Consider the following 25,147-nt stretch of genomic DNA (forward strand, 5'->3'; position numbering starts at 1 on the left):
GCTCCCTCGCCTTGGCGGGTGGTCGGCAGCGATGTGGTTCACGCCGACCGGTGGATCCGCGTGCGCGCGGACGACTGCCGCGACGCCGACGAGCGATCCATCGCCCCGTATTACGTGCTCGAGTACGCGGACTGGATCTCGGTGCTCGCGCTCGATCGCGAGAGCAATGCGATCGTCGTCGAAGAGTACCGACACGGAGCGGGGCTCGTCGCAGTCGGCACGATCGGCGGCGGGGTGGAGGCAGGCGAATCACCGGACGCAGCCGCGGTCAGACAGCTGCGCGAGGAGACCGGATACGAGGTGCCTCTCGACGGCCTCGGTGAGCATCTCGCGCAGAGCTACCACCAGCTCACCTGGTACAAGGCGATGGCTCGTCTCGACCGCTGACGTCAGGTGACGCGGGGTCTGATCACGCCTCGAGGCCTCGGCGCTTCAGGAGCGGTGTGATCTCCGCATCCCGGCCACGGAAATCGCGGTAGGCGTCGAGTGGGTCTTTCGAGCCTCCGACGCCCAGGAGACGGGAGCGGAACCGGTCGCCGTTGTCGCGCCTGAGCCCTCCGTTCTCACGGAACCAGTCGACGGTGTCGGCGTCGAGCACTTCGCTCCAGATGTACGAGTAGTAGCCGGCGCTGTATCCGCCTGAGAAGACGTGCGCGAAGTACGTCGACGAGTAACGGGTCGGGACGACGGGATCGTCGAGTCCGATGTCGGCGAGGGCGGCAGCCTCGAACTCGGCCACATCGTCGACGGAGGTCTTCGTGTCGAGGCTGTGCCACGCCTGATCGAGCCATGCCGCAGCGAGGTACTCGCTCGTCGCGTGCCCCTGATCGAACGTCTCGGTGGCGCGAAGGCGCTCGACGATCGCGGGGTCGAGCGGTTCGCCGGTTTCGTGGTGACGCGCGTAGTTGTCGAGAACCTCGGGCCAGAGGATCCACATCTCGTTGACCTGACTCGGGAACTCCACGAAGTCGCGGAACACGTTTGTGCCGGCGAAATGCGGGTACGTGACGACGGCGAAGAGGCCGTGCAGCGCGTGCCCGAACTCATGGAACAGCGTCGTGACCTCGTCGAGAGTGAGCAGCGTCGGCTCGCCCTCGCCGGGAAGCGGCACATTGAGGTTGTTGACCACGACGGGCAGCGTGCCGCGCAGGCGCGACTGGCTGACGATGGGATTCATCCACGCGCCACCGCGCTTCGAGTCGCGCGTGTAGAGGTCGAGCACATACAGGCCGACCGCGCTGCCGTCTGCATCGCTCACCTCGAACACGCGCGCACCCGGGTGATAGGCGTGGAGGTCATGCCGTTCTGCGAAGGTCACCCCGTAGAGCTGCGTGGCAGCGAAGAAGACGCCGTCCTGCAGCACGCGTTCGGCCTCGAACCACGGACGCAGCGCGTTCGTGTCGATCGCATAGCGGGCAGTGCGCACCTTCTCGGTGTAGAACGCCCAGTCGTGCGCCTCGACCGTGAAGGGCGCGGCCTCGGTCTCGTCGACGATCGCCTGCAGAGTCTCGCGCTCTGCGCGGGCGTTGCGCGCAGACGGGGCGGCGAGTTCGCGCAGCATCCGCTCTACGGCGGCAGGGGTGCCGGCCGTCTCGTCTGCGGTGATGTACGCGGCATGCGAGTGGTAGCCCAGCAGCGCTGCGCGCTCGGCGCGCAGGCGGACGATCTCTGCGAGCACCGGCCGATTGTCGTTCGCGTGGGGACGGGACGCCCGTGATCGCGAGGCCGCCATGATGCGGTGGCGCGACTCCCGGTCGCGGAGCTGAGCGAGATAGGGATGCCCGGTGAACAGCGGGAGAGTGATGACGAACTGTCCGTCGAGGCCTCGATCGGCCGCCGCACGAGCTGCGGCGGAGAGCTCGCCACTGCTGAGGCCGGCGAGTTCGTCGGAGGAATCGAACACGACGGCCAGATCGTTCGTGTCGTTGAGCAGGTTGCGCTCGAAGGTGTTGCTCAGGGTCGACAGCTGCTGGTTCAGCGCGGTGAGTCGGCTCTTCGCCTCGTCGTCGAGGGCCGCACCCGCGTGAGTCATCTCGCGAAGGTGCCGCTCGACGAGGTAGCGCTGCTCATCGTCGAGCTCGAGGTCGTCAAGGCGCGTGTGCACCTGCTGCACCCGCCAGTACAGTGCCCCGTCGAGAGTGACGGCATCCTGATGCGCCGCCATGAGGGGAGCGAGCGGCTCGTCGATCGCCTGGATCTCGGGCATCGCATCGGCGGACGAGACGGTGTAGAAGGTGTGGGCGACGCGGTCGAGCAGCTCTCCCGAGCTCTCCAGGGCCTCGATCGTGTTCTCGAAGGTGGGCATGGAGCGCACCATCGTGATCCGCGAGATCTCCTGCAGATGTTCGTCGAACGCGGCCTGGAACGCGGGCAGGTAGTGCTCGGGCATGATCGCCGCGAAGTCGGGGAGTCCGTACGGGAGCGTGGACGGCTGCAGCAGCGGGTTCGAGACGTCGGTCATCCTCTGAGCCTAGCCATGACCCGCTGCAGGGCCTCGACGACGAGGCGCACGGACTGTCGCCTGAGGTTCTCGGGCCTGGCGAGGACATCGATCATCCGGTGTGTGCTGACTCCCCGCAGTGGGAGCCGGACGATGTCACGGTCGTCCACGGTGTGGGACGTATAGCGCGGCAGCATCCCCAGCACCCCGCCCGCCGCGACGACGGCCGCGACCGCACCGTAGTCGTTGATCCGGTGGCGGATCTCGACGGGGCGTCCGGCCACGGCTGAGACGGCGCGGAGCACGTCGTCGGGCGAGTACCCGATGCGACTCGTGACCCAGGGGCTGTCTATGACATCGAAGGATGTCACCTGCCCGCGTACGGCGAGAGGGTGAGAAGACGCGACGGCGACGTCGAGTGGTTCTCGCACGAGCGCCAGGCTGCGCACTCCGTCGGTCGGCCAGGGCGGCGAGTGCTCCATCCGGTGCGCGAGCACGAGGTCGTATCGGGCAGTGAGGGCGGGGAACTCGCTCTGCGCCACATCCTCATCGGTGAGTTTCACGGTCGGCGGCCCGGGGGAGTCGTCGAGCTCACGGATCAGTGGTCCGAAGAGCGCCTGCCCGACGCTGTGGAATCCGCTGATCGTGACCACACCGGCGCTGTCGTTCTCGAAGTCGTTCAACGCGTTGCGCGCTGCGGCCATCGCATCGATCGCCTCGGCGCCCGCCGCCGCGAGCGCCTGTCCGGCCGCTGTCAGAGTGAGCCGACGACCCTCCTTCCGAGTGAGCGGCGTGCGGAAGTTGCGCTGCAGCGCTGCGAGATGCTGTGACACGGCTGACGGAGTGACGTTGAGCGTCTCGGCGACGGCGGTGACGCTTCCGAGCGCGCCGAGCTCTCTCAGAATCTGCAGCTGATGGAGTTCCATTCACTCAGATTAGTGAGCGCTACAGGATCTATGCAGGATACGGCGATTGTTCTACATGGTCGAGTGCGATGAGATCGACACATGAAGGCACTGTTCAAAGCCGAACGCTCAGCCGGGCTCGCGCTCGTGGATCGTCCCGAACCCAGCGCGGCGGCCGACGAGGTGGTGATCCGCGTGCTGCGCACGGGTATCTGCGGCACCGATCTGCATATCCGTCGCTGGGACGACTGGGCGGCGTCCGCCATCGACGCCCCGCTCATCCCCGGCCATGAGTTCTACGGCGAGGTCGTCGAGGTCGGGCCTCTCGTCCACGACATCGCCGTCGGCGATCGGGTGTCGGGCGAGGGGCACATCGTGTGCGGCACGTGCCGCAACTGCCGGGCCGGACGCCGGCAGATGTGCATCCGCACGATCGGCCTCGGGCTGCAGCGCGATGGAGCCTTCGCCGAGTTCCTGTCCCTGCCCGCCGTGAACGTCTGGGTGCACCACGCCGACGTCACGCCTGAGCTCGGTGCGATCTTCGATCCGCTCGGCAACGCCGTGCACACGGCGCTCATGTACCCGCTCGTCGGTGAGGATGTGCTCGTGACAGGGTGCGGCCCGATCGGTCTCATGGCGATCGCCGTCGCTCGGCACGCCGGGGCCCGCTTCATCGCGGCGACGGACGTGAGCGCGCCGCGCCTCGAGATGGCACGTCTGATGGGTGCCGACGAGGTCGTCGACGTGTCAGCCCACGAGATCCGCGATGCCCAGCACGCGCTGGGTCTGCGCGAGGGATTCGACATCGGCTTCGAGATGAGCGGAGCGGCCTCGGCTCTCCCGGCGATGATCGACAACATGAACCACGGCGGCCGGATCGCGATGCTCGGGCTGCCCAGCACCGGGTTCGAGATCGACTGGGGCAAGCTCGTCACGCACATGCTGACGATCAAGGGCATCTACGGACGTGAGATGTTCGAGACCTGGAACGCGATGGGTGCGATGCTGCAGACGAGCGCGACCCTGCGCGACTCGATCGGACGGGTGATCGCGGATGTGATCCCCGCCAGGGATTGGGAAGAGGGCTTCGCCGCGGCCGAGTCCGCCGGCACGGGAAAGATCATCCTCGATTGGACGGAGCTGTGATGTACGGATCATTTCAGGAGCACCTGGCTGACGAGCTCGCCGGAATAGAGGCCGCGGGACTCACGAAGCACGAGCGCGGCATCCGCGGACCGCAGAGCGCCGAGATCACGGCCGACGGCGCAGAGGTGCTCAACTTCTGCGCGAACAACTATCTCGGCCTCGCGGACGACCCACGGATCCTGGATGCTGCGACCGGGGCGCTGCAGGAATGGGGCTATGGGCTCGCCAGCGTCCGCTTCATCTGCGGCACGCAGGAGCAGCACCTGGAGCTGGAGCGACGGCTCGCCGGGTTCCTCGGCACCGACGACTCGATCCTGTACTCGTCGTGTTTCGACGCGAACGGAGGAGTGTTCGAGACGCTCTTCAGCGCGGCGGACGCGATCATCTCCGACGAACTCAATCACGCGTCGATCATCGACGGGATCCGTCTCTCGAAGGCTCGTCGGCTCCGCTACCGCAACCGGGACATGGCGGACCTCGAGGCGCAGCTGCAGGCGGCGTCCGATGCGCGCTTCCGGGTGATCGTCACCGACGGCGTCTTCTCGATGGATGGCTACATCGCACCGCTCGCCGAGATCTGCGACCTCGCAGAGCGCTATGACGCGCTCGTCTTCGTGGACGATTCTCATGCGGTGGGCTTCATCGGCGAGAACGGACGGGGCACGCCGGAGCTCTGCGGCGTCGCGGACCGTGTCGATATCTACACCGGGACCTTCGGCAAGGCGCTCGGAGGGGCGTCCGGCGGCTACGTCGCCTCGCACGCCGACATCGTCGCGCTGCTGCGTCAGCGCTCACGCCCTTATCTGTTCTCCAACACGCTCGCCCCGGCCATCGTGGCAGGCACTCTCACCGCACTCGACCTCGTCGAGGGGTCGGCTGACCTTCGTGCGCGCCTGCGAGACAACGCCGCCCTGTTCCGTGAACAGATGACGAAGGAGGGCTTCGATCTGCTGCCGGGGGAGCACCCGATCGTTCCTGTCATGTTCGGCGACGCCAGCCTCACTGCTCGCATCGCGTCCGAGATGCAGGCGCAGGGGATCTACGTCACGGCGTTCAGCTTCCCGGTGGTCCCCCGAGGGCTGGCGCGGATCCGAGTGCAACTGTCGGCCGCGCATACGACTGAGCAGATCGAACGGTGCGTGGCGGCTTTTGTCACCGCGCGGGCCACCGTAGGCTGACACGCCACATTTGCAAAGAGGTATTTGCAAAACTTTGCTTGCAAAGAACTCTTTGCAAGAGTATCGTCGCAGGCATGCAAGAAGAACAGCAGTTGCGACGGCTCGACTCCGGGGCGCTCAAAGCCCTCGCCCACCCGTTGCGTGTGCGGATCTTCGATCTGCTCAGCGCTCACGGGCCGCAGACGGCGAGCTCGCTCGCCTCGATGCTGGGGGAGACCTCGGGTTCGACCAGCTATCACCTGCGCACGCTCTCGGCGCACGACCTGATCCACGAGGTCGAGGGACGCGGCACGGCGCGAGAGCGCTGGTGGGAGCTGCCGCAAGGGCGCATCGACATCCCCGGTCCGAGCCAGAGCATGTCGCCGGCAAACCGTGCCGCGGCGCAGATCGTCTCGTCGGAGTTCTTCCGCCTGCGTCACGAGACCCTGATGGCCTACGTGAATCGTCCGGACACCGAGGTTCCCGAGGGGTGGAAGGACGCGGGACTGATCGCCACGACGCTTCTCGAGATGACCCCCGCGCAGATGGAGGATCTCAAAGACGAGCTCATGGCCGTCATCGACGGAGCGGTCGAGCGCTATCGCGGTCAGACCGGCCCGGACGTGAGGCGCGTGTCGATGCGCACCGAGCTCTTCGACCTCGTCGCGTCGGGACCGGTGCTTCCCGATGCCGGTGCGGAGGGATCATGACCAGCGCGACCATCCGTCTCGTCGCCCCGACGCAGGTCGAGCGCAGGCTTCTCGGTCTCGCTGACCTGCTGAGAGCCCTGGTCGAGCATCGGATCGAGCGACGGGCCCGCACGCGGACGCTCGCGCTCGATCTGCTGCGCGAGCAGCAGGCCAGGCGCCAGGATCCCCACGCGGTCGACCACATGCTCGCGCAGCTCGGACTCCCGCGGCGCTGACCGTCTCGGGCGCGACGAAGCCCCCTGCCGCCGATGCGGACAGGGGGCTTCGTCATCGGCGAGCGTTCAGTCCTGGAAGGGTCGGGCGATCACGTCACCGGACGCGGTCTGCACGACCTCCCAGCCCGCATCGAGCTCTGCGATCGCGCGGCCCTCGAGCCACGTGAGCGTCCAGTGTCCGGAGAGGCCGCGCGACTCGACCTCGGCGATCGCCGGCCGGTGCGAAGCGGGAACGGATGCCGGCGGCTCGGAGCCCGTGGCCCACCGTGTGCCCAGCTGCATCAGGCGCCCTCGACCGGTGCGAGCTCGATCGCAGTGACCGCGAACTCGTCTCCTACGGCGAGTCCCAGCTCTGCGATGCGCCCGACGGCCGAAAGGTCCGCAGCGGCTGCCCGCAGCGCCTCGTACTTCTCTGCCGGAGCCGTGATCATGGCGCTCGCGACCGGGGTCTTCTGCGATGCCTTCGCCTCGGTCTTCGCGCGACGGATGCTGATCAGAGCCTCGCTGGCCACGGTCAGCACCGCGGGGTCGCCCTCGATGCCGAGCGGCTCCGGCCAGGAGGCGGTGTGCACGGAGCCCTCCTCGAACCACGACCACACCTCTTCGGTCGCGAAAGACAGGATCGGGGCGAGCAGACGCAGCAGGGTCGAGAGAGCGAGTCGCAGCGCGAGAGCGGCCGACGCCTGGCCCACATCGTTCTGGTTGTAGGCACGCTCTTTGACGAGCTCGAGGTAGTCGTCGCAGAACGTCCAGAAGAACGCCTCGGTCACTTCGAGCGCCTTGGCCTGGTCGTAGTTCTCGAACGCCTTCGTCGCCTCCACGACCACGGAATCGAGAGCGGTCAGCATCGAGGCGTCGAGCGCATGGGTGACCTGCGCGCCCTCGGGCACCGGGAACGACAGCACGAACTTCGCGGCGTTGAGCACCTTGATCGCCAGTCGGCGACCGATCTTGACCTGCGTCGGGTTCTGCGGGTCGAAGGCGGCATCCATTCCCAGGCGACTCGAGGCGGCCCAGTAGCGCACCGCATCCGATCCGTGGGTCTCGAGGATGTCGGCCGGCGTCACCACGTTGCCCTTGGACTTCGACATCTTCTTGCGGTCGGGGTCGACGATGAAGCCCGAGATCGCGGCGTTGCGCCACGGCGAGCGCGCGTCTTCGAGTGTCGAGCGCAGCATGGTCGAGAAGAGCCAGGTGCGGATGATGTCCTGCCCCTGGGGGCGCAGATCGAACGGGGCTGTGAGCTGCCACAGCTCCTCGTCGCGCTGCCATCCGCCGGCGAGCTGCGGAGTGAGCGACGAGGTGGCCCAGGTGTCGAGGATGTCGGCCTCGGCCTCGAAGCCGCCGGCAACGCCACGCTGATCCTCGCTGTAACCAGCGGGGACGTCGGTCGTCGGGTCGATGGGAAGGTTCGCGTGGTCGGGAGCGATCACCCGGTCGTAGTCGCGCTCGCCGTTCTCGTCGAGTCCGTACCAGAGCGGGATCGGCACGCCGAAGAAGCGCTGGCGTGACACGAGCCAGTCGCCGGTCAGGCCGCCGACCCAGTTCTCGTAGCGAACACGCATGAAGTCGGGGTGCCAGGCCAGCTGCGTGCCGCGCTCGAGCAGCTCGTCGCGCAGTTTGGCGTCACGTGCGCCGTTGCGGATGTACCACTGGCGGGTCGAGACGATCTCGAGCGGGCGGTCGCCCTTCTCGAAGAACTTCACCGCGTGGTTGAACGGCTTGCCGACGGCCGTCATGTCGCCGGTCTCCTGCAGCTTCTCGGCGATCGCCTTACGGGCCGAGAACACCGTCTTGCCGGCGAGCTCCGCTTCGTACCAGTCGATGGCCTCGGTGGCGGCCACGATCGACGGGGCGGTGGGGAGGAAACGACCGTCGAGACCGATGGTCGTCATGTTCGGGAGGTGGTCGCCCGCGGCCGTGCGCAGTTCGCGCCACCAGATGATGTCGGTCACGTCGCCGAAGGTGCAGACCATCGCGGCTCCCGTGCCCTTGTCGGGCTGTGCGAGGTGGTGACCGTGGATCTCGATCTCGGCACCGAAGAAGGGCGTGCGCACCTTGGTGCCGATCAGGTGCTTGTGAGGGCCCTCCGGGTGGGTCACGATCGCGATGCACGCCGGCAGCAGCTCGGGGCGGGTGGTCTCGATCGTGATCGAGCCGGATCCGTCTGCGAACGGGAAATCGATGGTGTGATACGCGGCCTGCTGGTCGCGATCCTCGAGCTCCGCCTGCGCGATCGCCGATCGGAAGTCGATGTCCCACAGCGTCGGCGCGAGCGACTGATAGGCCTCGCCACGCTCGAGGTTGCGCAGGAAGGCGAGCTGGCTCTGACGGATCGTGTCGTCGGAGATCGTGCGGTACGTCTGGGTCCAGTCGACCGAGAGGCCGAGCTGGCGGAACAGTGCCTCGAACTGCTTCTCGTCTTCGATCGTCAGACGTTCGCACAGCTCGATGAAGTTGCGACGGCTGATGGGCACCTGGTCGGCGGCGCGGCTCGACTTGTTGTCGCCGCCCTCGAACGGCGGCGTGAAGTCGGTCTGGTACGGAAGCGTCGGGTCGCAGCGCACGCCGTAGTAGTTCTGCACCCGACGCTCGGTGGGAAGGCCGTTGTCGTCCCAGCCCATCGGGTAGAACACGTTCTTGCCGCGCATGCGCTCGAAGCGCGCCTTGACGTCGGTGTGCGTGTACGAGAACACGTGACCGATGTGCAGGCTGCCGGACGCGGTCGGCGGGGGAGTGTCGATCGAGTAGACGCCGTCGCGGCCCGACTCTGCGGCGCGGATGCGGTCGAACAGGTACGTGCCCTGTGCAGACCAGGTCTCACCCCACTTCGCTTCGAGACCTTCGAGTACGGGCTTGTCGGGAATTGCGGACATGAAGGTTCTCCTCGAGCGATGTATGCGGCACTGTGTGAGCGTGCCTGAGTGTGGATTGTGTCCCACAGTCTAATCGCCCTCCTCGTCGGCGCCCGCTCGCCGCGGAGGATCTAGAATTGGATCGAGTCCAAGAACTGATGCATCCGCGTCATCTCCCGCATTCCCTCCCGAGGAACAGCATGCCTATCTCCTTCCTGCGCCGCGCGATCCCGCTCGGCGCGACCGTCGCCGTGAGCGCACTCCTGCTCAGCTCCTGTGCTGCGCCCTCATCCGAGTCCGACGGCGGTGAACTCGTCTGGTCGATCGAGGGTGCGAACCTCTCGGCGGGCCACATGGATCCGCAGGTGAGCCAGCTGGACGTCTCGGGCATGGTGCAGCGCGCGGTGCTCGACTCCCTGGTGTTCCAGGAGGATGACGGCTCGTTCTCTCCCTGGCTGGCCAAGGAATGGAAAGTGTCCGACGACAGCACCGAGTACACCTTCGTCTTGCGTGATGACGTCACCTTCACCGATGGCGAGCCGTTCGACGCCGAGGCCGTCAAGGCGAACTTCGATCGCATCGTCGATCCTGAGACGGAGTCCGCCCAAGCCGCCAGCATGATGGGGGCCGACTTCTACGAGGGCACCGAGGTCGTCGACGAGTACACGGTGAAGGTGAGCTTCACGCAGCCGTACGCGCCGTTCCTCCAGGCGACGAGCACGCCGCAGCTCGGCTTCTACTCGCCGGCCGCTCTGGAGGAGTCCGCCGATCAGCTCAAGGCGGGCGGCCCAGGGGTCACCGTCGGAACCGGGCCGTTCGAACTGACCGAGTACACACCCGATCAGGAGATCGTCTACACCCGCAACGACGACTACGCCTGGGGGCCGCACGGAGAGAAGGCTCCGAAGGTCGAGACACTGCGCGTCGAGATCCAGCCCGAGGCGTCCGTGCGCACGGGGGTCATCGAGAGCGGTGAGGCCGACCTCGCGAGCAACATCCCGCCGAACCTCGCGGGTGACCTCGGCGACGGCATCACCGTGGATTCGATCGAGTACCCGGGCCTGCCGTACTCGCTGTACCTCAACGAGAAGTTCGGCGTCTTCGCCGACGAGAAGGTGCGCCAGGCGTTCGCGCGGGGCATCGATGTGGACGCGGCCGTCGAGGAGATCTTCTTCGGTCAGTTCCCCCGCGCCTGGAGCGTGCTCGGCTCCACGACTCCCGGGTATGACGCCTCGCTCGAGGGAGCCCGACCGTTCGACGCGGACGCGGCGAACACCCTCCTCGACGAGGCCGGATGGACCGAGCGCGGTTCTGACGGCATCCGCATGAAGGACGGCGAGCGCCTCTCTGCGCGCTGGATCGCGTGGACCCCGGTTCCCGACGATCGTGCGGCTCTCGCCAACGCCATCCAGTCGGATCTCAAGACCATCGGCTTCGAGGTCGTCAGGGAGACGCTCGAGCCCGGCGCCTACAACGAGCAGTACGAGCCGAAGACCTTCGACCTGACCGACTGGGGTTTCTCCGGTGTCGACCCCGACTTCCTCCGTGCCCACCTGCACACCGAGGGGTTCCAGAACGCCTCGCAGGTCACGGACCCCGAGATCGACGCGCTGCTCGAGCAGGCGGTCGCCTCGAACGATCAGGATCAGCGCAACGAGATCTACACCCAGCTGCAGGAGTGGAACGCCGACTACACCGCGATCGTCCCGCTCTACAGCCCGTCGGCGATCACGGCCGTCGGAGAGCGCGTGGACGGTCTCACCTACGACCTCTACGGCCGTCCGCTGTTCTACGACGTGAGCGTCGGCTGACACTCGAATCATCGAGCGCCCCTCGCTCGCGCACTGCGATATCTTCGTGAGCGCGCGCCGCGAGCCGAGGGGCGCTCAGAATCCGTCGAGAGGGCGTCAACGGTGAAGACAGCGCTCGCGCGGGTCGCCGGACTCGCGGCATCCGTCGTCATCGTCCTCTGGGGTGCTGCGACGCTGGTGTTCCTCGCGTTCCGGGTGATTCCGGGCGATCCGGTCTCCGTCATGCTCGGACCGCAGGCGCAGGTGAGCGATGAGGTCAAAGACGGCATCCGCGCGGAACTGGGGCTCGATCGTCCTCCGCTCGAGCAGTACGTGACGTTCGTCGGGCAGCTCGCGCGCGGAGACCTCGGCGAGTCGTATCAGCTGCGGATGCCGGTGGCCGAGGTCATCGGCAGACAGTTGGGTTCCACCCTGCAGCTCTCCGCGCTGGCGTTGATCATGGCCGTGGTGCTCGCCCTGGCCGTCGCGCTGCTCGTGCGAGGACGCGCGGGGCGCACCGTCGCTGCGGCTGTCGAACTCGTCATCCTCTCCTCACCCGTCTTCTGGATCGGCCTGATCCTCCTCAGCGTGTTCGCGTTCGGTCTCGGCTGGTTCCCGGTGTCGGGTGCACGCAACCCCGCGACGATCGTGCTGCCGGCGATCACGCTCGCGCTGCCGGTGGCCGCTCTGCTCAGCCAGGTGCTGCGCGACGGTCTCGCCCAGGCTGAGCGGATGCCGTTCGCCGAGACCGTGCGAGCGCGGGGCGCGAGCCCGTCGTGGTTCACTCTGCGGCACGGCCTCAGGCATGGTGCGGCCAATGCGGTGACTCTCGCCGCTTATCTGACCGGATCCGTGCTCGGAGGAGCGGTCCTCGTCGAGACGGTGTTCGCCAGGGCGGGCCTCGGTCGGGTGACTCTCGCCGCCATCAGCAATCGCGATCTGCCCGTCATCACCGGCATCATCCTGCTCAGCGCTATCGTCTTCGTGGTCGTGAATCTCGTGGTCGAGCTGCTGCATCCGCTCATCGATCCTCGTCTGCGCATCGACCGAGGGGGCGTCCGGTGAAGCGGGCGCAGATCGTGCTGCTGTGGTGCGCCACTGCGGTGCTTCTCGTGCTCGCCTTCGCCGCGGTGTTCCCCGGGGCGCTCGCCACACACGACCCTCTGCAGACCGACGTGCGGGCTTCGCTGCTGCCGCCGAGCGCAGACCACCTCTTCGGCACCGACCAGAGCGGACGCGATGTCTTCTCGCGGGTGGTCCATGGAGCCGGGCGCTCGATCGGCATCGGATTGCTCGCCACCGGCATCGCCCTCGCGGTCGGACTCCTCATCGGGTCTCTGGCCGGGCTCGCTCCTCGCGGTGTCGACGCCGCGCTCATGCGGGTGAATGACGTGCTGATGGCTTTTCCCGAGTTCCTCGTCGCCCTCGTGGTGGTGGCGGTGCTGGGGCCCGGCCCTGTGAACATCGCGATCGCCGTCACACTCGCGGCGGTGCCCGTCTACATCCGCCTCGCCCGCGTGCAGACGCGCACGCTGCGCGGCGCAGAGCATGTAGAGGCCGCCCGCATCCTCGGGGTGCGCCCGGTGCCGGCGTTCGTGAGGCACGTCGTGCCCGGTGTGCTCGGGTCGCTCAGCGTCCTGGCGACGATCGGCATCGGATCGAGCATCCTCGCCGCGGCCGGACTCAGCTTCCTCGGTCTCGGGCCTTCGGAGCCGACGCCCGAATGGGGGCTGATGCTCGCGGGCGGGCGCAACGTGCTCGGTCAGGCCTGGTGGATCGCCGTCTTCCCCGGCATCGCGATCACGGTCACCGTCATCTCGGCGACGATCGTCGGTCGTGTGCTTCGAGCCAGAGCAGAGGGGCTGACACCGTGACCGCCGCGCTGGAACTCGAGGGTCTGCGCATCGACTTCGGGGGGACGCCTGTGGTCGACGGTGTGTCGTTGTCGGTCGCACGAGGGGAGTGCGTGGCGATCGTCGGAGAATCCGGAGCAGGCAAGACCCTCACGGCGAGGGCCCTGCTGGGGCTCGCTCCACAGGGCGCGCGCGTCGCCGTCGATCGACTCGTCGTCGACGGCACGAACACCGCCCGTCTCGGAGAGCGTGGGTGGCGGTCGCTGCGCGGTGCCCGCATCGGGCTCGTGTCGCAGGACGCACTGGTGTCTCTCGACCCGCTGCAGCGCGTGGGGTCGGAGATCGCCGAGCCGCTTCGTCTGCACGGGCTCGTATCGGGTCGGGCCGCGCTGCGCGAACGGGTGCAGGACCTGCTGCGCCGCGTCTGGATGCCGGACGCCGCTCGGCGGGCACGCCAGTATCCGCATCAGCTCTCCGGGGGGCTCAGGCAGAGGGCGCTGATCGCCTCGGCCATCGCGGCAGATCCCGCAGTCCTCGTCGCCGACGAGCCGACCACCGCCCTCGATGCCACCGTGCAGGCGCGGATCCTCGGGCTCCTGCGCGACATCGCCGACGCGGGCACCGCCGTCGTGTTCATCAGTCATGACTTCGCGGCCGTGCGCAGGATCGCGGATCGGGTGCTCGTGATGCGCAACGGCATCGTGGTCGAGTCCGGGCCTGTCGATGAGGTGCTCGAGCATCCGCAGCATGACTACACCCGGCAGCTCATCGCCGCCACGATCCACGAGCCGCGGGCAGAGCATGAAGGAGCGGCCGAGCCGCTGCTCGTCGTCACCGGCGTCACGAAGGCTTTCGGCGATCTCGCGGCAGTGCAGGACGCGTCGTTCGCCGTGGCCGCCGGACGCACACTCGGCATCGTCGGTGAATCGGGATCCGGCAAGACGACGCTCGCCCGCATGATCGTCGGGGTCGAGCGTGCGGATGACGGTGGCCTGCGGTGGATCGGACAGCACCGGGTGCAGCTCGTGCATCAGAACCCTCTCGGCGCCTTCGATCCACGGTGGACGATCGGGAGATCGCTGCGAGAGGCGCTCGCCGCCGGGGGCGTGCCTCGTCAGCACCGAGCGGCTCGAGTCGCGGAACTTCTTTCCGAGGTCGATCTCGATCCCTTGCTCGCGAGCCGCAGACCCATCGCCCTGTCCGGCGGGCAACGTCAGCGGGCGGCGATCGCGCGGGCGCTCGCCGCCGACCCCGAGGTGCTGGTTCTCGACGAGCCGGTGTCGGCGCTGGATCCTTCGGTACGCGAGAAGGTGCTGCAGCTGCTGCTGCGCCTCCAGCGCGAACGGGACCTCACGATGATCTTCGTGTCGCACGACCTCGATGTCGTCGGCGCGGTCGCCGACGAGGTGCTCGTGATGCAGGATGGCGTGATCGTCGAGCAGGGAGCGGTCATCGACGTGTTCGCCGCGCCACAGCATCCGTTCACCCGGGAGCTGCTCGAAGCGAACCGCCCCGTCAGTCCGTGACCTGGATGCCGATCCCCGCGGCGAGCAGCGGCGCGAGCTGCTGCACCTGAAACTCGGTGAGCGTGGTGCCTCGGAGGCTGTTCGCATCGAGGAACGCCGACGCGTCGAGCCCGCGGAGATCGACGTGCGTGGCGCGCATCGCTCTGGTGTCGACCTCGTCAGACCGAGTGCCCGCGATGCGGATCCGAGTCAGCTCGGCCTGAGGCATATCGAGGGTGCGGATGCTGCAGTCGCGGATCTCGACGTCAGTGGCTTTCGCCGCGCCGAGATTGAGATAGTCGATCCGCACGTCGCTGAGCATGAGCTCGTCGATGCGAGCGCTGCTCAGATCGAGCGTGCCGATGCGGCCCCCGCTGATGCGCACGCGGCGAAGGCTCGCATCCCGCATCTTGAGTGACGCGATCCGGACCCCGGTGAGGTCGACGTCGATGAGCGTCGCACCGGTCAGATCGACCGTGTCGGCGTCGGCGGCGACCGTGCACTGCTCGAGTGAGGCGTAGGCGAGGTCGACCGTGCCGTCGAGATCGAGGGCCGCTGCGATCAGATCGGCGCTGCGGTGTGCTGCGGCCGGCGTGAACTCCCGCGGAAGGTCGGGAGGAGAGACGCGGGGAGCCACGGGGGATGCGGGGGAGCGGACCATGTTTCGAGGGTAGGCGGTGGGTGTGACAGACGCCCGCTTCTTGTTGTTCGCGTGCGCTTCCGAAGTCCATGTGCACTTCGCAAGTCCGAATCCGCCGAGAACGGACTGCGGAAGCGTATTCGGACTTCGGGAGCGCTCACGGATGTCGCGGGCGAGCACCTGCAGCCGCGCGTACAATGGAGGCACGAGCATCGATCCGGACATCACCGGGGAGCTCTCGGAAGAACACTTCGGCAGGCTCAGTGCAGGCGGGGGTAAGTAGAACCGAGCGGGGCAGGCCCGTCACAGCCGCAGTGAGAGTGGCTTCGCCGTGAGGCGCGGCACGCGAGGTGGTACCGCGGTTCCCCGGGACGACAATCCGGAGGGATCGTCCTCGCAGCAGCATCCGCCACGACTCCTGCGAGACGACATGACCTACCCGCGTTCCTCCTTCGGCCCCGCCGCCGATGCATCGACGAGCTCAGCAGCCCAGAGCGTCGCCCCGAGCCCTCGGTTCCCCCAGATCGAGCGCGAGGTGCTCGACTTCTGGGAGACCGATCAGACCTTCCGCGCCTCGATCGAGCAGCGCGAGGGCAACGATGAGTGGGTCTTCTACGACGGCCCGCCGTTCGCCAACGGGCTGCCGCACTACGGGCACCTGCTCACCGGGTACGCCAAGGATGTGTTCCCGCGCTTCCAGACCATGATCGGCAAGAAGGTCGACCGGGTCTTCGGCTGGGACACGCACGGCCTGCCGGCCGAACTCGAGGCGATGAAGCAGCTCGGCATCACCGAGAAGAGCCAGATCGAGGAGATGGGCATCGACGTCTTCAACGCGAAGGCGAAGGACTCGGTGCTGAAGTACACGCACGAGTGGCAGGACTACGTCACGCGTCAGGCTCGCTGGGTCGATTTCGAGCGCGGCTACAAGACGCTCGACCTGGGCTACATGGAGAGCGTGCTCTGGGCGTTCAAGACCCTGTTCGACAAGGGCCTCGCCTACGAGGGATACCGTGTGCTGCCGTACTGCTGGCGCGATGAGACCCCGCTGTCGGCGCATGAGCTGCGCATGGACGACGACGTCTACCAGAACCGGCAGGACCCGTCTGTCACGGTCACCTTCCCCCTGACCGGAGCCAAGGCCGAAGCTCTCGGACTCACTGCGGTGCGGGCGCTCGCCTGGACCACCACGCCGTGGACCCTCCCCACCAACCTCGCGCTCGCCGTAGGACCCGACATCGAGTACGTCGTGCTCCCGGCCGGTCCCGGCGGAGCGGCGGACGTGCACCAGATCGCGGGAACGACGGATGCCGCTGTCGAGGCCTCCTCGCACCGCTACCTCCTCGCACGCGAGCTGCTCGGCGGCTACGTCAAGGACCTCGGCTACGAGAGCCTCGACGAGGCGCTCGCCGCAGTCGACGCGACGGTGCGAGGCGCTGACCTCGCGGACGTCACGTACGACCGCCTCTTCGACTACTACGCCGACACCGAGGCCTACGGCACCGAGAACGCCTGGCGCATCCTCGTCGACGACTACGTCACGGTCAGCGACGGCACCGGCATCGTCCACCAGGCACCCGCCTACGGTGAGGACGACCAGCGGGTGGCTGGTGCCGCCGGCATCCCGACGATCCTCTCTCTCGACGACGGCGGACGCTTCCTGCCGAACGTCACCGACGTCGCCGGCCAGCTCTGGATGGACGCCAACACGCCGCTCATCCGTCTGCTCCGCGCCGAGGGACGTCTGCTGCGGGAGCAGAGCTACGTGCACTCGTACCCGCACTGCTGGCGTTGCCGGAACCCCCTGATCTACAAGGCCGTGTCGAGCTGGTTCATCCGCGTCACCGACATCAAGGACGACCTGCTCGCGAACAACGAGCAGATCACCTGGGTGCCCGAGAACGTGAAGCACGGCCAGTTCGGCAAGTGGCTCGAGGGCGCGCGCGACTGGTCGATCAGCCGCAACCGCTACTGGGGCTCGCCCATCCCGATCTGGAAGAGCGACGACCCGGAGTACCCGCGCGTCGACGCATACGGCTCGCTCGAGGAGATGGAGCGCGACTTCGGCACGCTGCCACGCAATCCCGAGGGCGAGATCGACCTGCATCGTCCCTACATCGACGACCTCACGCGCCCGAACCCCGACGACCCCACCGGCAAGAGCACGATGCGCCGCATCGAAGACGTCTTCGACGTGTGGTTCGACTCCGGTTCGATGCCGTATGCGCAGGTGCACTACCCGTTCGAGAACCAGGAGTGGTTCGACACGCACGCACCCGCGGACTTCATCGTCGAGTACATCGGGCAGACGCGCGGCTGGTTCTACGTCATGCACGTGCTGTCGACGGCGCTCTTCGACCGGCCGGCGTTCACCGGAGTCAGCTGCCACGGCATCGTCCTCGGCAACGACGGCTACAAGATGTCGAAGTCGCTGCGCAACTACCCGGATGTCTCCGAGGTGCTCGACCGTGACGGCTCCGACGCGATGCGCTGGTTCCTCATGTCGAGCTCGGTGCTCCGCGGCGGCAACCTCGCCGTCACCGAAGAGGGCATCCGTTCGGGCGTCCGCGAGTTCCTGCTCCCGCTGTGGAACTCGTGGTACTTCTTCGCGACGTATGCGAACGCGGCCAAGCCGGGTGGGTACGAGGCGACCTGGCGCACGGACTCGACCGATGTGCTCGACCGCTACATCCTGGCCCGGCTCGGCGACCTCGTGCGCGACGTGCGGGCAGACCTCGAGGGGCTCGACTCCACGACGGCATCCGCCCGTCTGCGCGACTTCGCCGAGGTGCTCACCAACTGGTACATCCGCCGCTCGCGCGACCGGTTCTGGGAGGGGTCGAACGCCGACGCCTTCGACACGCTCTACACCGTGCTCGAGACCCTGACCCGTGTCGCGGCCCCGCTCGTGCCGTTGGTCAGCGAGCGCGTCTGGCAGGGCCTGACGGGCGGACGCAGCGTGCACCTGCAGGACTGGCCCGACGACACCGCGTTCCCCGCCGCCGACGAGATCCGCGATGCCATGGATGCCGTCCGCGAGCTGTCGAGCGTCGGAAACGCGCTGCGCAAGAAGGAGAAGCTCCGCGTGCGGTTGCCCCTTGCTCGCCTCACGGTCGTCTCGCCGTTGGCAGGGACGCTCGGCCAGTTCGAGGAGATCCTCCGCGAGGAGCTCAACGTCAAGACGGTCGAGCTCGTCCCGCAGTCGGAGACGACCGCTGTGGACTGCGGAATCAGCCATCGGCTCAGCGTCAACGCGCGCGCCGCGGGCCCGCGTCTCGGCAAGAACGTGCAGACCGTGATCAAGGCCGCGAAGGCGGGTGACTGGTCGGAGAGCGACGGCGTCGTCACCGCGGGCGGTATCGCTCTCGAGCCGTCGGAGTACGAGCTCGCACTCGAGACCACCGGTCGTCCGGAGGGTGAGGCTCTCGCCCTCGTGCCGACGGGTGGCGTCGTGCTGCTCGACACGCGGACCACTCCGGAGCTCGAAGCCGAGGGCCTCGCGCGTGACGCGATCCGCGTCGTTCAGGAGGCGCGCAAGAACGCTGATCTCGATGTGAGCGACCGTATCGTTCTGGCGCTCAACGTCAGCCCTGCGGATGCCGACGCACTGCAGACTCACGCGCAGCTGATCGCAGGGGAGACCCTCGCCGTCGGTTTCGCTGTGCACGCGACCGACGAGATGGCCACGCTGGTGCACCAGGTGACGAGCCCCGGCGACGGCGTGTTCCGCAGCGGCGCGACGGCGCTCGGAGCTGACAAGCGCCCGATCATCGTCACGATCGACACGAACATCGAGGAGGCCACCGCATGAGCTCACGTGACAAGGCCGACGCCGTCTACGACAAGCTGCTGAGCCGCGCGGGGGAGCGCTGGGTGCAGCCGCGCAAGGAGCGCACCGCGCGCATCCTCACGTACCTCGATGACCCGCAGCGCACCTATCGCGTCGTGCACATCACGGGCACGAACGGGAAGACGTCGACCGCTCGGATGATCGAGACGCTGCTCCGCGCCCACGGTCTGCGTACGGGCCTCTTCACCAGCCCGCACCTGGAGCGCTTCACCGAGCGCATCATGATCGACGGCGAGCCGATCGACGATGCCGCGGTGGTAGACGCCTGGAACGAGATCGAACCCTTCGTCGAGATCGTCGACGCCGAGTTGGAGGCCGCGGGCGAGGAGCCGCTCACGTTCTTCGAGCTGCTCACCGTGCTCGCCTTCGTGGCCGTGGCCGATGCTCCTGTCGACGTGCTCGTGCTCGAGGTCGGCATGGGAGGCGAGTGGGACTCGACCAACACGGCGGACGGCGATGTGGCGGTGTTCGCCCCCATCGACATCGACCATGCAGATCGTCTCGGCGGTACGATCACCGAGATCGCGAAGGTCAAGGCCGGCATCATCAAGGAGGGGGCGGCTGTCGTCTCGGCGCAGCAGCCCGCGGCGGCCGCCGAAGTGCTGCGGCGCGTCGCCGCTGAGAAGAACGCCACGATCGCGTTCGAGGGTGAGGAGTTCGGGCTCGCCGACCAGAAGCTCGCCGTCGGAGGGCAGCTGCTGACCATCCGTGGACTCGCCGGCTCGTATGTCGAGGAGTACCTGCCGCAGTACGGTGCTCACCAGGGACACAACGCGGCCCTCGCGGTCGCCGCCGTCGAGTCGCTGATCGGAGGCGCAGAGCAGCCCATCGCCGCCGACATCATCTCGGAGGGGCTACAGGGGGCCACCTCGCCCGGACGCCTTCAGCTGCTGGGAATCGCTCCGACGGTGATCGTGGATGCTGCGCACAACCCGCACGGCGCCGCAGCGCTCGTGCTGGCGATGGACGACAGCTTCGACTTCGACGAGTGGGGCGTCGTGCTGGGTGTGCTCGCCGACAAGGACGCCGCCGGTATCGTCGCGCAGCTCGCTCCCGCGGCAGCGCACGTCTTCGCGACGGCGCCGGAGTCCGACCGAGCGAGCGACGCAGATCTCATCGCCGACCTCGTCGAGGCGACCGGACAGCGAGCGACCGTGCATCCGACCCTCGCAGAGGCTGCGGATGCCGCACGGGAGTGGGCCGCATCCTCCGATCGCAGAGCCGTCGTGATCGCCGGGTCGGTCGTGCTCGCTGGAGAGGCGATCGCTCTCTCCGAGGCAGAGGATTGGAAGTCCGGGTGGCACGCGTGACCGCCTCCTCCCCGTCGGCGCGCCCTCCGCGTCCCCCGCGCACCCTGGTGCAGAAGCTGGCGCCGATCGTGCTCGGATTCGAGTCGATCGTCGTCTTCCTCGCGGGTCTCACGGTCTTCGGTCTGAAGACGCTGCCCGCCGGCATCCCACAGTGGTGGGGGATCGTCGGCGGCGCCGTCGTCGGACTCGCCTGCATCGCCGTGGCCGGGATGATCACGAAGCCCTGGGCGATCACGGCAGGGTGGATCCTGCAGGTCATCATCGCGCTGGCGGCTATCCTGGTGCCCGCGATCCTGCTCGTCGTCGTGGTTTTCGGCGGCATGTGGGGATATGCGACGATCATGGGGGCTCGATTGGACGCACGACGTCCTGACGGGCCCACGACTGAGACTCAGACAGAGAGTGAATGACATGGCCACCGAAGAAACCCTCGTCCTCGTAAAGCCCGACGGTGTCGCCCGCGGCCTCACCGGCACGATCCTGGCGCGCATCGAAGCGAAGGGATACTCCCTCGTCGACATCCGCCTGGTCGAGCCCGACCGAGATCTGCTCGCCGAGCACTATGCCGAGCACGAGGGCAAGCCGTTCTACGAGCCGCTCCTCGAGTTCATGCTCTCGGGCCCGTCCGTCGCGATCCGCCTCGCAGGCAACCGCGTCATCGAGGGCTTCCGCTCGCTCGCCGGCACGACCGACCCCACCACGGCCGCACCCGGCACGATCCGTGGCGACTTCGGCCGCGACTGGGGCCTCAAGGTGCAGCAGAACCTCGTGCACGGCTCGGACAGCCCAGAGTCGGCCGCACGCGAGCTCGGCATCTGGTTCGACTGACCGATCAGCTCACGACGAAGCCCGCCGCACGATCTCGTGCGGCGGGCTTCGTCGTCGGCCGATCGGATCAGAAGATGATGCGTGCCATCTCACCGAGGAAGTCGAGACCCTGCAGCTGAGCCATCACGATGATGACGGCGTAGGCGAGAATGGTCGCCAGCGGAACCCAGACCATGAGCTTGTCGGCGCGATCTCTGGCTTTCTCGTTCTTCGTGAACGTGCCGTTGCGAGTGAGATGCAGCATCGTCGCGAAGAACGTCGGGATCGTCACGGCCCAGGTCACCATGCACCAGGGGCACAGCACGCCGAGGTTCGACGCATACAGGCTCTGACCGATCAGCCAGCACACGAGCCCGAACGCGAACGTGATGCCGGCGCCGAACGCGGCCCAGAACCAGCGGGGGAAGCGCGCCCCGGCCAGGATCGCGACGCCGATGACCAGCGGAGCCATCCAGCCGGTCAGCCCGAGCAGCGGGTTGGGGAAGCCGAAGATCTCGCCCTGCCACGAGCCGAGGTTCTTGCTGCACTGGATGAACGGGCTCACATCGCAGGCCAAGGCATCGGTCGGGTTCTCGAGAAGCACGAATTTCTCGACCGTGAGCTGGAAAGCGGCGAACCAGCCGATGACGCTCGCGATGATCAACCACACGGCATAGACGACGGGGCGGGTGCGCTGCTCGCTCATGTGTGGATTCTCTCAGCGATCGCTATGGATCGGGCGTGAGCGCGCCGGAGAAAACGACTCGGAGCCCCGACGATGCCGCGAACCGGCGCACTTGGTGCGATAATGGCCTGTGATGCATCGCTCGACCCTGTCGCGGTGGGCATCGACGCAGACTTCGGGGCCGTATGCCCCTCGTGATCAGAGCCATGAGCCGGTCGCACACCGAATGAGTTCGCGGCACCTGCGGGTGCCGCATGAGAGTTAGCGGAACACGAAGTGTCCGCGCGAGGAGCAAGCCAGAGATGGCCGATGACAACAATGACCACGACGCCCCTACCCTCGACTTCTCTGCGGCTGCTGATGCACCCGCAGAGGTAGCCGCCGACGCTCCGGAGGTCGACAGCACGTCCGACGCTCCTGAGGACGGCGCGGGTTCGACCGCTGAGATCGCCCCCACGGAGTCGGCTCCTTCGGAGGACCCCGCAGCGGAAGCTCCTGCCGGCGATACGCCTTCCGCGGACGCTCCCGCCGAGGAGGCTCCTGCAGCTGACGCTCCCGCCGAGGAGGCTCCCGCCCAGGACGCTCCCGCCGAGGATGCGCCTGCCGAGGAGGCTCCTGCAGCCGACGCTCCTGCCAAGGAGGCTCCTGCAGCCGAGGCCTCATCCGAAGAAGCCGTGGCCGAGCCTGCTGCGGACAAGCCCGAAGCCCCCAAGCCCCTCACCGCTGTGTCGCTCGGGTTGCTGCCTGAGGTCTTCGTCTCGCAGGTCTCGACGCAGCTGCACTTCTACGCACCCGAGGTGCTGCCCCTTCCTGCTCGTCCAGGTCGCGAGCGCGTGTTCGACCGCATCGCCGAGCGAGAGCCGGAGGAGCCGACCGGCCGCCGTGGCCGCCGCCGTCGTGGTGGTTCAGACGATGCCGAGCCGCGTGAGCAGCGCGAGCCGCGTGAACAGCGCGACGAACCGCGCCAGCCTCGCCAGCGCGTCGTCGAGTACATCACCGAGCCCAAAGCGATCAAGGGATCCACGCGCCTGGAGGCCAAGAAGCAGCGTCGTCGCGACGGACGGGATGCCGGTCGCCGGCGTCCGGTCGTCACCGAAGCCGAGTTCCTTGCGCGTCGTGAATCGGTCGACCGCAAGATGGTCGTCCGTTCAAAGAACGGCCGGACGCAGATCGGTGTGCTCGAAGACGGGGTGCTCGTCGAGCACTACGTCGCGCGCAACCAGGATGCGTCGCTGATCGGCAATGTCTACCTCGGCCGCGTGCAGAACGTGCTGCCGAGCATGGAAGCCGCGTTCGTCGACATCGGCCGCGGCCGCAACGCCGTGCTCTACTCCGGCGAGGTCGACTGGGACGGCGTCGAGACCGGCAACCAGCCGCGTCGCATCGAGCTCGCCCTCAAGGCGGGCGACCGTGTCCTGGTGCAGGTCACCAAGGATCCGATCGGCCACAAGGGTGCTCGTCTGACCAGCCAGATCTCGCTCCCCGGCCGCTACCTCGTGTACGTTCCGGGCGGTTCGATGAACGGCATCAGCCGCAAGCTGCCCGACAACGAGCGCACGCGTCTGAAGCGCATCCTCAAGGAGGTGCTCCCCGAATCCTCCGGCGTGATCGTCCGCACGGCGGCCGAAGGCGCCACCGAAGATCAGCTCACGCGTGACGTCCAGCGGCTGACCAGCCAGTGGGAGCACATCCGCAAGCAGGTCGAGAGCCAGCAGGCGCCGGCGCTGCTGCATGCCGAGCCCGACCTCCTCGTCAAGATCGTCCGCGACGTCTTCAACGAGGACTTCACGAAGATGCTGATCCAGGGCGAGGATGCCCAGCGCACGATCCGCGCCTACCTCGAGAGCGTCGCACCCGACCTGCTCGAGCGCGTCGAGTCGTACGAGGACGAGAGCGATCCCTTCGACGCGTTCCGCATCACGGAGCAGATCGAGAAGGCGCTCGACCGCAAGGTCTGGCTGCCGTCGGGTGGCTCACTGGTCATCGACCGCACCGAGGCCATGACGGTCGTCGACGTCAACACCGGCAAGTTCGTCGGCTCGGGCGGAAACCTCGAGGAGACGGTCACCAAGAACAACCTCGAGGCCGCGGAGGAGATCGTCCGTCAGCTTCGCCTGCGCGACATCGGTGGCATCATCGTGGTCGACTTCATCGACATGGTGCTCGAATCGAACCGTGACCTCGTGCTGCGCCGCCTGATCGAGTGCCTCAGCCGTGACCGGACGAAGCACCAGGTCGCCGAGGTCACATCGCTGGGCCTCGTCCAGATGACCCGCAAGAAGCTCGGACTCGGCCTGCTCGAGACGTTCAGCGAGGCCTGCGACGTGTGCGCCGGTCGTGGCGTCATCGTTCACCACGACCCGGTCGTCAAGCACCGCTCCAGCAGCAACGGCAATGGCAACGGCAACTCGCAGTCCAACCGTCGCCAGCGCGGCGGCAACGGCCAGTCGCAGAACCCGGCTCCCGCCGCGGTGACGACGCACAGCATCCCCGAGGGCGCGAAGTCGGCGCTCGCGCAGATCGCGGCCTCGACGCGCGCTCCGAGTGCCGACGAGCCGACCGAGGCCGGCGCTCCCGCCGCGGAGACGACGGAAGAAGCCCCTGCCGCGCAGGAGCGAGCCAAGAAGCCCCGCAAGAAGCGCGGATCCGACCGCAAGTCGCCCAAGTCTCCGGCCGAGGCGCTGCTCGATTCCGTGCTCGATGCTCTTCCCGAGCCGAAGGCCCCGGGTCAGGGACGCGGTCGTCGCCGTGTCTCGACCGCCGCCCTCACCGGCACTCCCATCTCCGTGAACTCAGAGCCGTCAGCGCCGGTCGCGGGCGGGGATTCGCAGTCCTGAGGCGATCAATCGTCTGACCAGCTCCTTGCCGCCGACATGCTGCGCGCCGGCGGCGAGGAGCCGGGGGATGAGCTCTTCCGGGACGTCGTAGTGGTCGAGGTCGAAGGCGCGCGCAGGAACGTCGTGCGACCTCGCGAAGGCGTGCAGCTCCTGCAGGTTGTCATCGCTGACGAGATGAGCCCACAGGCGCCCGTGCGCGGGCCATACGGGGTCGTCGACGAGAACGGTCATTCCTCCAGCCTATGACCGGACACACCACGCGGCGCGTTTTGCCACAGTGTCCTGCATCCGGTAAAGTAGTCCCTTGGTGCGTATGCCGCGTCGTCCTGGTCGGTCGAAGCGGAGAGTCTTGCGTTCGTGCCCGTCGCCCCGCGATGCATGCAAGCAACAGTCTTCCCGTGAGATATCGGAGCCGTGAGCTCCCCAACGAAACAGGTATGAA

The 25,147-nt window shown here is 67.6% G+C and carries 21 protein-coding genes; 14 read left to right on the forward strand and 7 right to left on the reverse strand.

The genetic code is table 11. The annotated features are described in order from the left end of the window. Positions 1 to 18 precede the first annotated feature (18 nt). Positions 19 to 387, forward strand: a complete 369-nt coding sequence (locus ACIOU8_RS00715) for an NUDIX domain-containing protein (protein ID WP_400784907.1) — start codon at positions 19 to 21, stop codon at positions 385 to 387. A gap of 22 nt (positions 388 to 409) precedes the next feature. Here the strand turns inward: ACIOU8_RS00715 and ACIOU8_RS00720 are convergent, their stop codons facing one another. Both ACIOU8_RS00720 and ACIOU8_RS00725 read right to left on the reverse strand, forming a co-directional pair. Next, complete coding sequence (locus ACIOU8_RS00720) at positions 410 to 2,461, reverse strand: M3 family metallopeptidase (protein ID WP_400784908.1); 2,052 nt, start codon at positions 2,459 to 2,461, stop codon at positions 410 to 412. Next, entirely contained in the window at positions 2,458 to 3,366 is a 909-nt protein-coding gene (locus ACIOU8_RS00725; RefSeq protein WP_400784909.1) for a LysR family transcriptional regulator, read from the reverse strand. The genes ACIOU8_RS00720 and ACIOU8_RS00725 overlap by 4 nt, the downstream gene beginning before the upstream one ends. A gap of 81 nt (positions 3,367 to 3,447) precedes the next feature. Here ACIOU8_RS00725 and tdh point away from each other — a divergent pair, with 81 nt between their 5' ends. The 4 genes from tdh to ACIOU8_RS00745 all read left to right on the forward strand — a co-directional run bounded on the left by tdh (position 3,448) and on the right by ACIOU8_RS00745 (position 6,573). Further along, positions 3,448 to 4,491 (forward strand): L-threonine 3-dehydrogenase, encoded by a 1,044-nt coding sequence (tdh, locus tag ACIOU8_RS00730; protein ID WP_400784910.1) that lies wholly within the window; start codon positions 3,448 to 3,450, stop codon positions 4,489 to 4,491. Then, positions 4,491 to 5,669 (forward strand): glycine C-acetyltransferase, encoded by a 1,179-nt coding sequence (locus ACIOU8_RS00735; protein ID WP_400784911.1) that lies wholly within the window; start codon positions 4,491 to 4,493, stop codon positions 5,667 to 5,669. Before tdh ends, ACIOU8_RS00735 begins: the two co-directional genes overlap by 1 nt. 74 nt (positions 5,670 to 5,743) lie before the next feature. Beyond that, the gene (locus ACIOU8_RS00740) at positions 5,744 to 6,358 is read left to right on the forward strand and encodes an ArsR/SmtB family transcription factor (protein ID WP_400784912.1); all 615 of its coding nucleotides are present in this window, start codon (positions 5,744 to 5,746) and stop codon (positions 6,356 to 6,358) included. Continuing rightward, the gene (locus ACIOU8_RS00745; protein ID WP_400784913.1) at positions 6,355 to 6,573 is read left to right on the forward strand and encodes a hypothetical protein; all 219 of its coding nucleotides are present in this window, start codon (positions 6,355 to 6,357) and stop codon (positions 6,571 to 6,573) included. Before ACIOU8_RS00740 ends, ACIOU8_RS00745 begins: the two co-directional genes overlap by 4 nt. 66 nt (positions 6,574 to 6,639) lie before the next feature. Here the strand turns inward: ACIOU8_RS00745 and ACIOU8_RS00750 are convergent, their stop codons facing one another. Continuing rightward, positions 6,640 to 6,855 (reverse strand): hypothetical protein, encoded by a 216-nt coding sequence (locus ACIOU8_RS00750; protein WP_400784914.1) that lies wholly within the window; start codon positions 6,853 to 6,855, stop codon positions 6,640 to 6,642. Further along, positions 6,855 to 9,449: a valine--tRNA ligase gene (valS, locus tag ACIOU8_RS00755; RefSeq protein WP_400784915.1), complete on the reverse strand. Its 2,595-nt coding sequence runs from the start codon at positions 9,447 to 9,449 to the stop codon at positions 6,855 to 6,857. Before valS ends, ACIOU8_RS00750 begins: the two co-directional genes overlap by 1 nt. A gap of 179 nt (positions 9,450 to 9,628) precedes the next feature. On the opposite strand from valS, the gene ACIOU8_RS00760 reads away from it, so the two are divergent. The 4 genes from ACIOU8_RS00760 (at position 9,629) to ACIOU8_RS00775 (ending at position 14,597) form a co-directional block, all read left to right on the forward strand. Then, positions 9,629 to 11,239, forward strand: a complete 1,611-nt coding sequence (locus ACIOU8_RS00760) for an ABC transporter substrate-binding protein (RefSeq protein ID WP_400784916.1) — start codon at positions 9,629 to 9,631, stop codon at positions 11,237 to 11,239. A gap of 102 nt (positions 11,240 to 11,341) precedes the next feature. Further along, a complete protein-coding gene (locus ACIOU8_RS00765; RefSeq protein ID WP_400784917.1) occupies positions 11,342 to 12,283 on the forward strand; it encodes an ABC transporter permease in 942 nt (313 codons plus the stop codon). Further along, positions 12,280 to 13,092 (forward strand): ABC transporter permease, encoded by an 813-nt coding sequence (locus ACIOU8_RS00770; RefSeq protein WP_400784918.1) that lies wholly within the window; start codon positions 12,280 to 12,282, stop codon positions 13,090 to 13,092. The genes ACIOU8_RS00765 and ACIOU8_RS00770 overlap by 4 nt, the downstream gene beginning before the upstream one ends. Then, a complete protein-coding gene (locus ACIOU8_RS00775; protein WP_400784919.1) occupies positions 13,089 to 14,597 on the forward strand; it encodes an ATP-binding cassette domain-containing protein in 1,509 nt (502 codons plus the stop codon). The genes ACIOU8_RS00770 and ACIOU8_RS00775 overlap by 4 nt, the downstream gene beginning before the upstream one ends. Here ACIOU8_RS00775 and ACIOU8_RS00780 read toward each other — a convergent pair. Continuing rightward, a complete protein-coding gene (locus ACIOU8_RS00780; protein ID WP_400784920.1) occupies positions 14,587 to 15,237 on the reverse strand; it encodes a pentapeptide repeat-containing protein in 651 nt (216 codons plus the stop codon). The genes ACIOU8_RS00775 and ACIOU8_RS00780 overlap by 11 nt on opposite strands. A 409-nt stretch (positions 15,238 to 15,646) precedes the next feature. Here ACIOU8_RS00780 and ileS point away from each other — a divergent pair, with 409 nt between their 5' ends. From ileS to ndk, 4 genes are read left to right on the forward strand one after another with little or no spacing between them, the layout of a single operon-like run. Then, positions 15,647 to 19,027 carry an isoleucine--tRNA ligase gene (ileS, locus tag ACIOU8_RS00785; protein ID WP_400784921.1) on the forward strand — a complete coding sequence of 1,127 codons (3,381 nt, stop codon included), beginning with the start codon at positions 15,647 to 15,649 and terminating at the stop codon, positions 19,025 to 19,027. Beyond that, positions 19,024 to 20,376, forward strand: coding sequence for a bifunctional folylpolyglutamate synthase/dihydrofolate synthase (locus tag ACIOU8_RS00790; protein WP_400784922.1), 1,353 nt, complete (start codon positions 19,024 to 19,026; stop codon positions 20,374 to 20,376). Before ileS ends, ACIOU8_RS00790 begins: the two co-directional genes overlap by 4 nt. Continuing rightward, complete coding sequence (locus ACIOU8_RS00795) at positions 20,373 to 20,786, forward strand: DUF4233 domain-containing protein (protein WP_400784923.1); 414 nt, start codon at positions 20,373 to 20,375, stop codon at positions 20,784 to 20,786. The genes ACIOU8_RS00790 and ACIOU8_RS00795 overlap by 4 nt, the downstream gene beginning before the upstream one ends. A gap of 1 nt (position 20,787) precedes the next feature. Further along, positions 20,788 to 21,204, forward strand: coding sequence for a nucleoside-diphosphate kinase (gene ndk / locus ACIOU8_RS00800; protein ID WP_042537730.1), 417 nt, complete (start codon positions 20,788 to 20,790; stop codon positions 21,202 to 21,204). A 67-nt stretch (positions 21,205 to 21,271) separates the two neighbouring features. On the opposite strand, the gene ACIOU8_RS00805 is transcribed toward ndk, so the two are convergent. Then, complete coding sequence (locus ACIOU8_RS00805; protein WP_400784924.1) at positions 21,272 to 21,889, reverse strand: vitamin K epoxide reductase family protein; 618 nt, start codon at positions 21,887 to 21,889, stop codon at positions 21,272 to 21,274. A 281-nt stretch (positions 21,890 to 22,170) separates the two neighbouring features. Between ACIOU8_RS00805 and ACIOU8_RS00810 the strand changes: the two genes are divergently transcribed. Continuing rightward, positions 22,171 to 24,705: an Rne/Rng family ribonuclease gene (locus tag ACIOU8_RS00810; RefSeq protein WP_400784925.1), complete on the forward strand. Its 2,535-nt coding sequence runs from the start codon at positions 22,171 to 22,173 to the stop codon at positions 24,703 to 24,705. Here the strand turns inward: ACIOU8_RS00810 and ACIOU8_RS00815 are convergent. Further along, positions 24,670 to 24,936: a DUF4031 domain-containing protein gene (locus ACIOU8_RS00815; protein WP_400784926.1), complete on the reverse strand. Its 267-nt coding sequence runs from the start codon at positions 24,934 to 24,936 to the stop codon at positions 24,670 to 24,672. The genes ACIOU8_RS00810 and ACIOU8_RS00815 overlap by 36 nt on opposite strands. Positions 24,937 to 25,147: the final 211 nt, after the last annotated feature.

Origin of the sequence: Microbacterium sp. NPDC087589 (assembly GCF_044743635.1) — a bacterium.
GTDB lineage: Bacteria > Actinomycetota > Actinomycetes > Actinomycetales > Microbacteriaceae > Microbacterium.

What these genes read in the sequence shown, in the direction of transcription:
- ACIOU8_RS00810 (WP_400784925.1), top strand. Translation starts at nt 22,171, where the DNA reads ATGGCCGATGACAACAATGACCACGACGCCCCTACCCTCGACTTCTCT.
- ACIOU8_RS00815 (WP_400784926.1), bottom strand. Translation starts at nt 24,936, where the DNA reads ATGACCGTTCTCGTCGACGACCCCGTATGGCCCGCGCACGGGCGCCTG.
- ACIOU8_RS00745 (WP_400784913.1), top strand. Translation starts at nt 6,355, where the DNA reads ATGACCAGCGCGACCATCCGTCTCGTCGCCCCGACGCAGGTCGAGCGC.
- ACIOU8_RS00720 (WP_400784908.1), bottom strand. Translation starts at nt 2,461, where the DNA reads ATGACCGACGTCTCGAACCCGCTGCTGCAGCCGTCCACGCTCCCGTAC.
- ACIOU8_RS00760 (WP_400784916.1), top strand. Translation starts at nt 9,629, where the DNA reads ATGCCTATCTCCTTCCTGCGCCGCGCGATCCCGCTCGGCGCGACCGTC.
- tdh (WP_400784910.1), top strand. Translation starts at nt 3,448, where the DNA reads ATGAAGGCACTGTTCAAAGCCGAACGCTCAGCCGGGCTCGCGCTCGTG.
- ACIOU8_RS00790 (WP_400784922.1), top strand. Translation starts at nt 19,024, where the DNA reads ATGAGCTCACGTGACAAGGCCGACGCCGTCTACGACAAGCTGCTGAGC.
- ndk (WP_042537730.1), top strand. Translation starts at nt 20,788, where the DNA reads ATGGCCACCGAAGAAACCCTCGTCCTCGTAAAGCCCGACGGTGTCGCC.
- ACIOU8_RS00750 (WP_400784914.1), bottom strand. Translation starts at nt 6,855, where the DNA reads ATGCAGCTGGGCACACGGTGGGCCACGGGCTCCGAGCCGCCGGCATCC.
- ACIOU8_RS00805 (WP_400784924.1), bottom strand. Translation starts at nt 21,889, where the DNA reads ATGAGCGAGCAGCGCACCCGCCCCGTCGTCTATGCCGTGTGGTTGATC.
- ileS (WP_400784921.1), top strand. Translation starts at nt 15,647, where the DNA reads ATGACCTACCCGCGTTCCTCCTTCGGCCCCGCCGCCGATGCATCGACG.
- valS (WP_400784915.1), bottom strand. Translation starts at nt 9,449, where the DNA reads ATGTCCGCAATTCCCGACAAGCCCGTACTCGAAGGTCTCGAAGCGAAG.
- ACIOU8_RS00725 (WP_400784909.1), bottom strand. Translation starts at nt 3,366, where the DNA reads ATGGAACTCCATCAGCTGCAGATTCTGAGAGAGCTCGGCGCGCTCGGA.
- ACIOU8_RS00780 (WP_400784920.1), bottom strand. Translation starts at nt 15,237, where the DNA reads ATGGTCCGCTCCCCCGCATCCCCCGTGGCTCCCCGCGTCTCTCCTCCC.
- ACIOU8_RS00735 (WP_400784911.1), top strand. Translation starts at nt 4,491, where the DNA reads ATGTACGGATCATTTCAGGAGCACCTGGCTGACGAGCTCGCCGGAATA.
- ACIOU8_RS00740 (WP_400784912.1), top strand. Translation starts at nt 5,744, where the DNA reads ATGCAAGAAGAACAGCAGTTGCGACGGCTCGACTCCGGGGCGCTCAAA.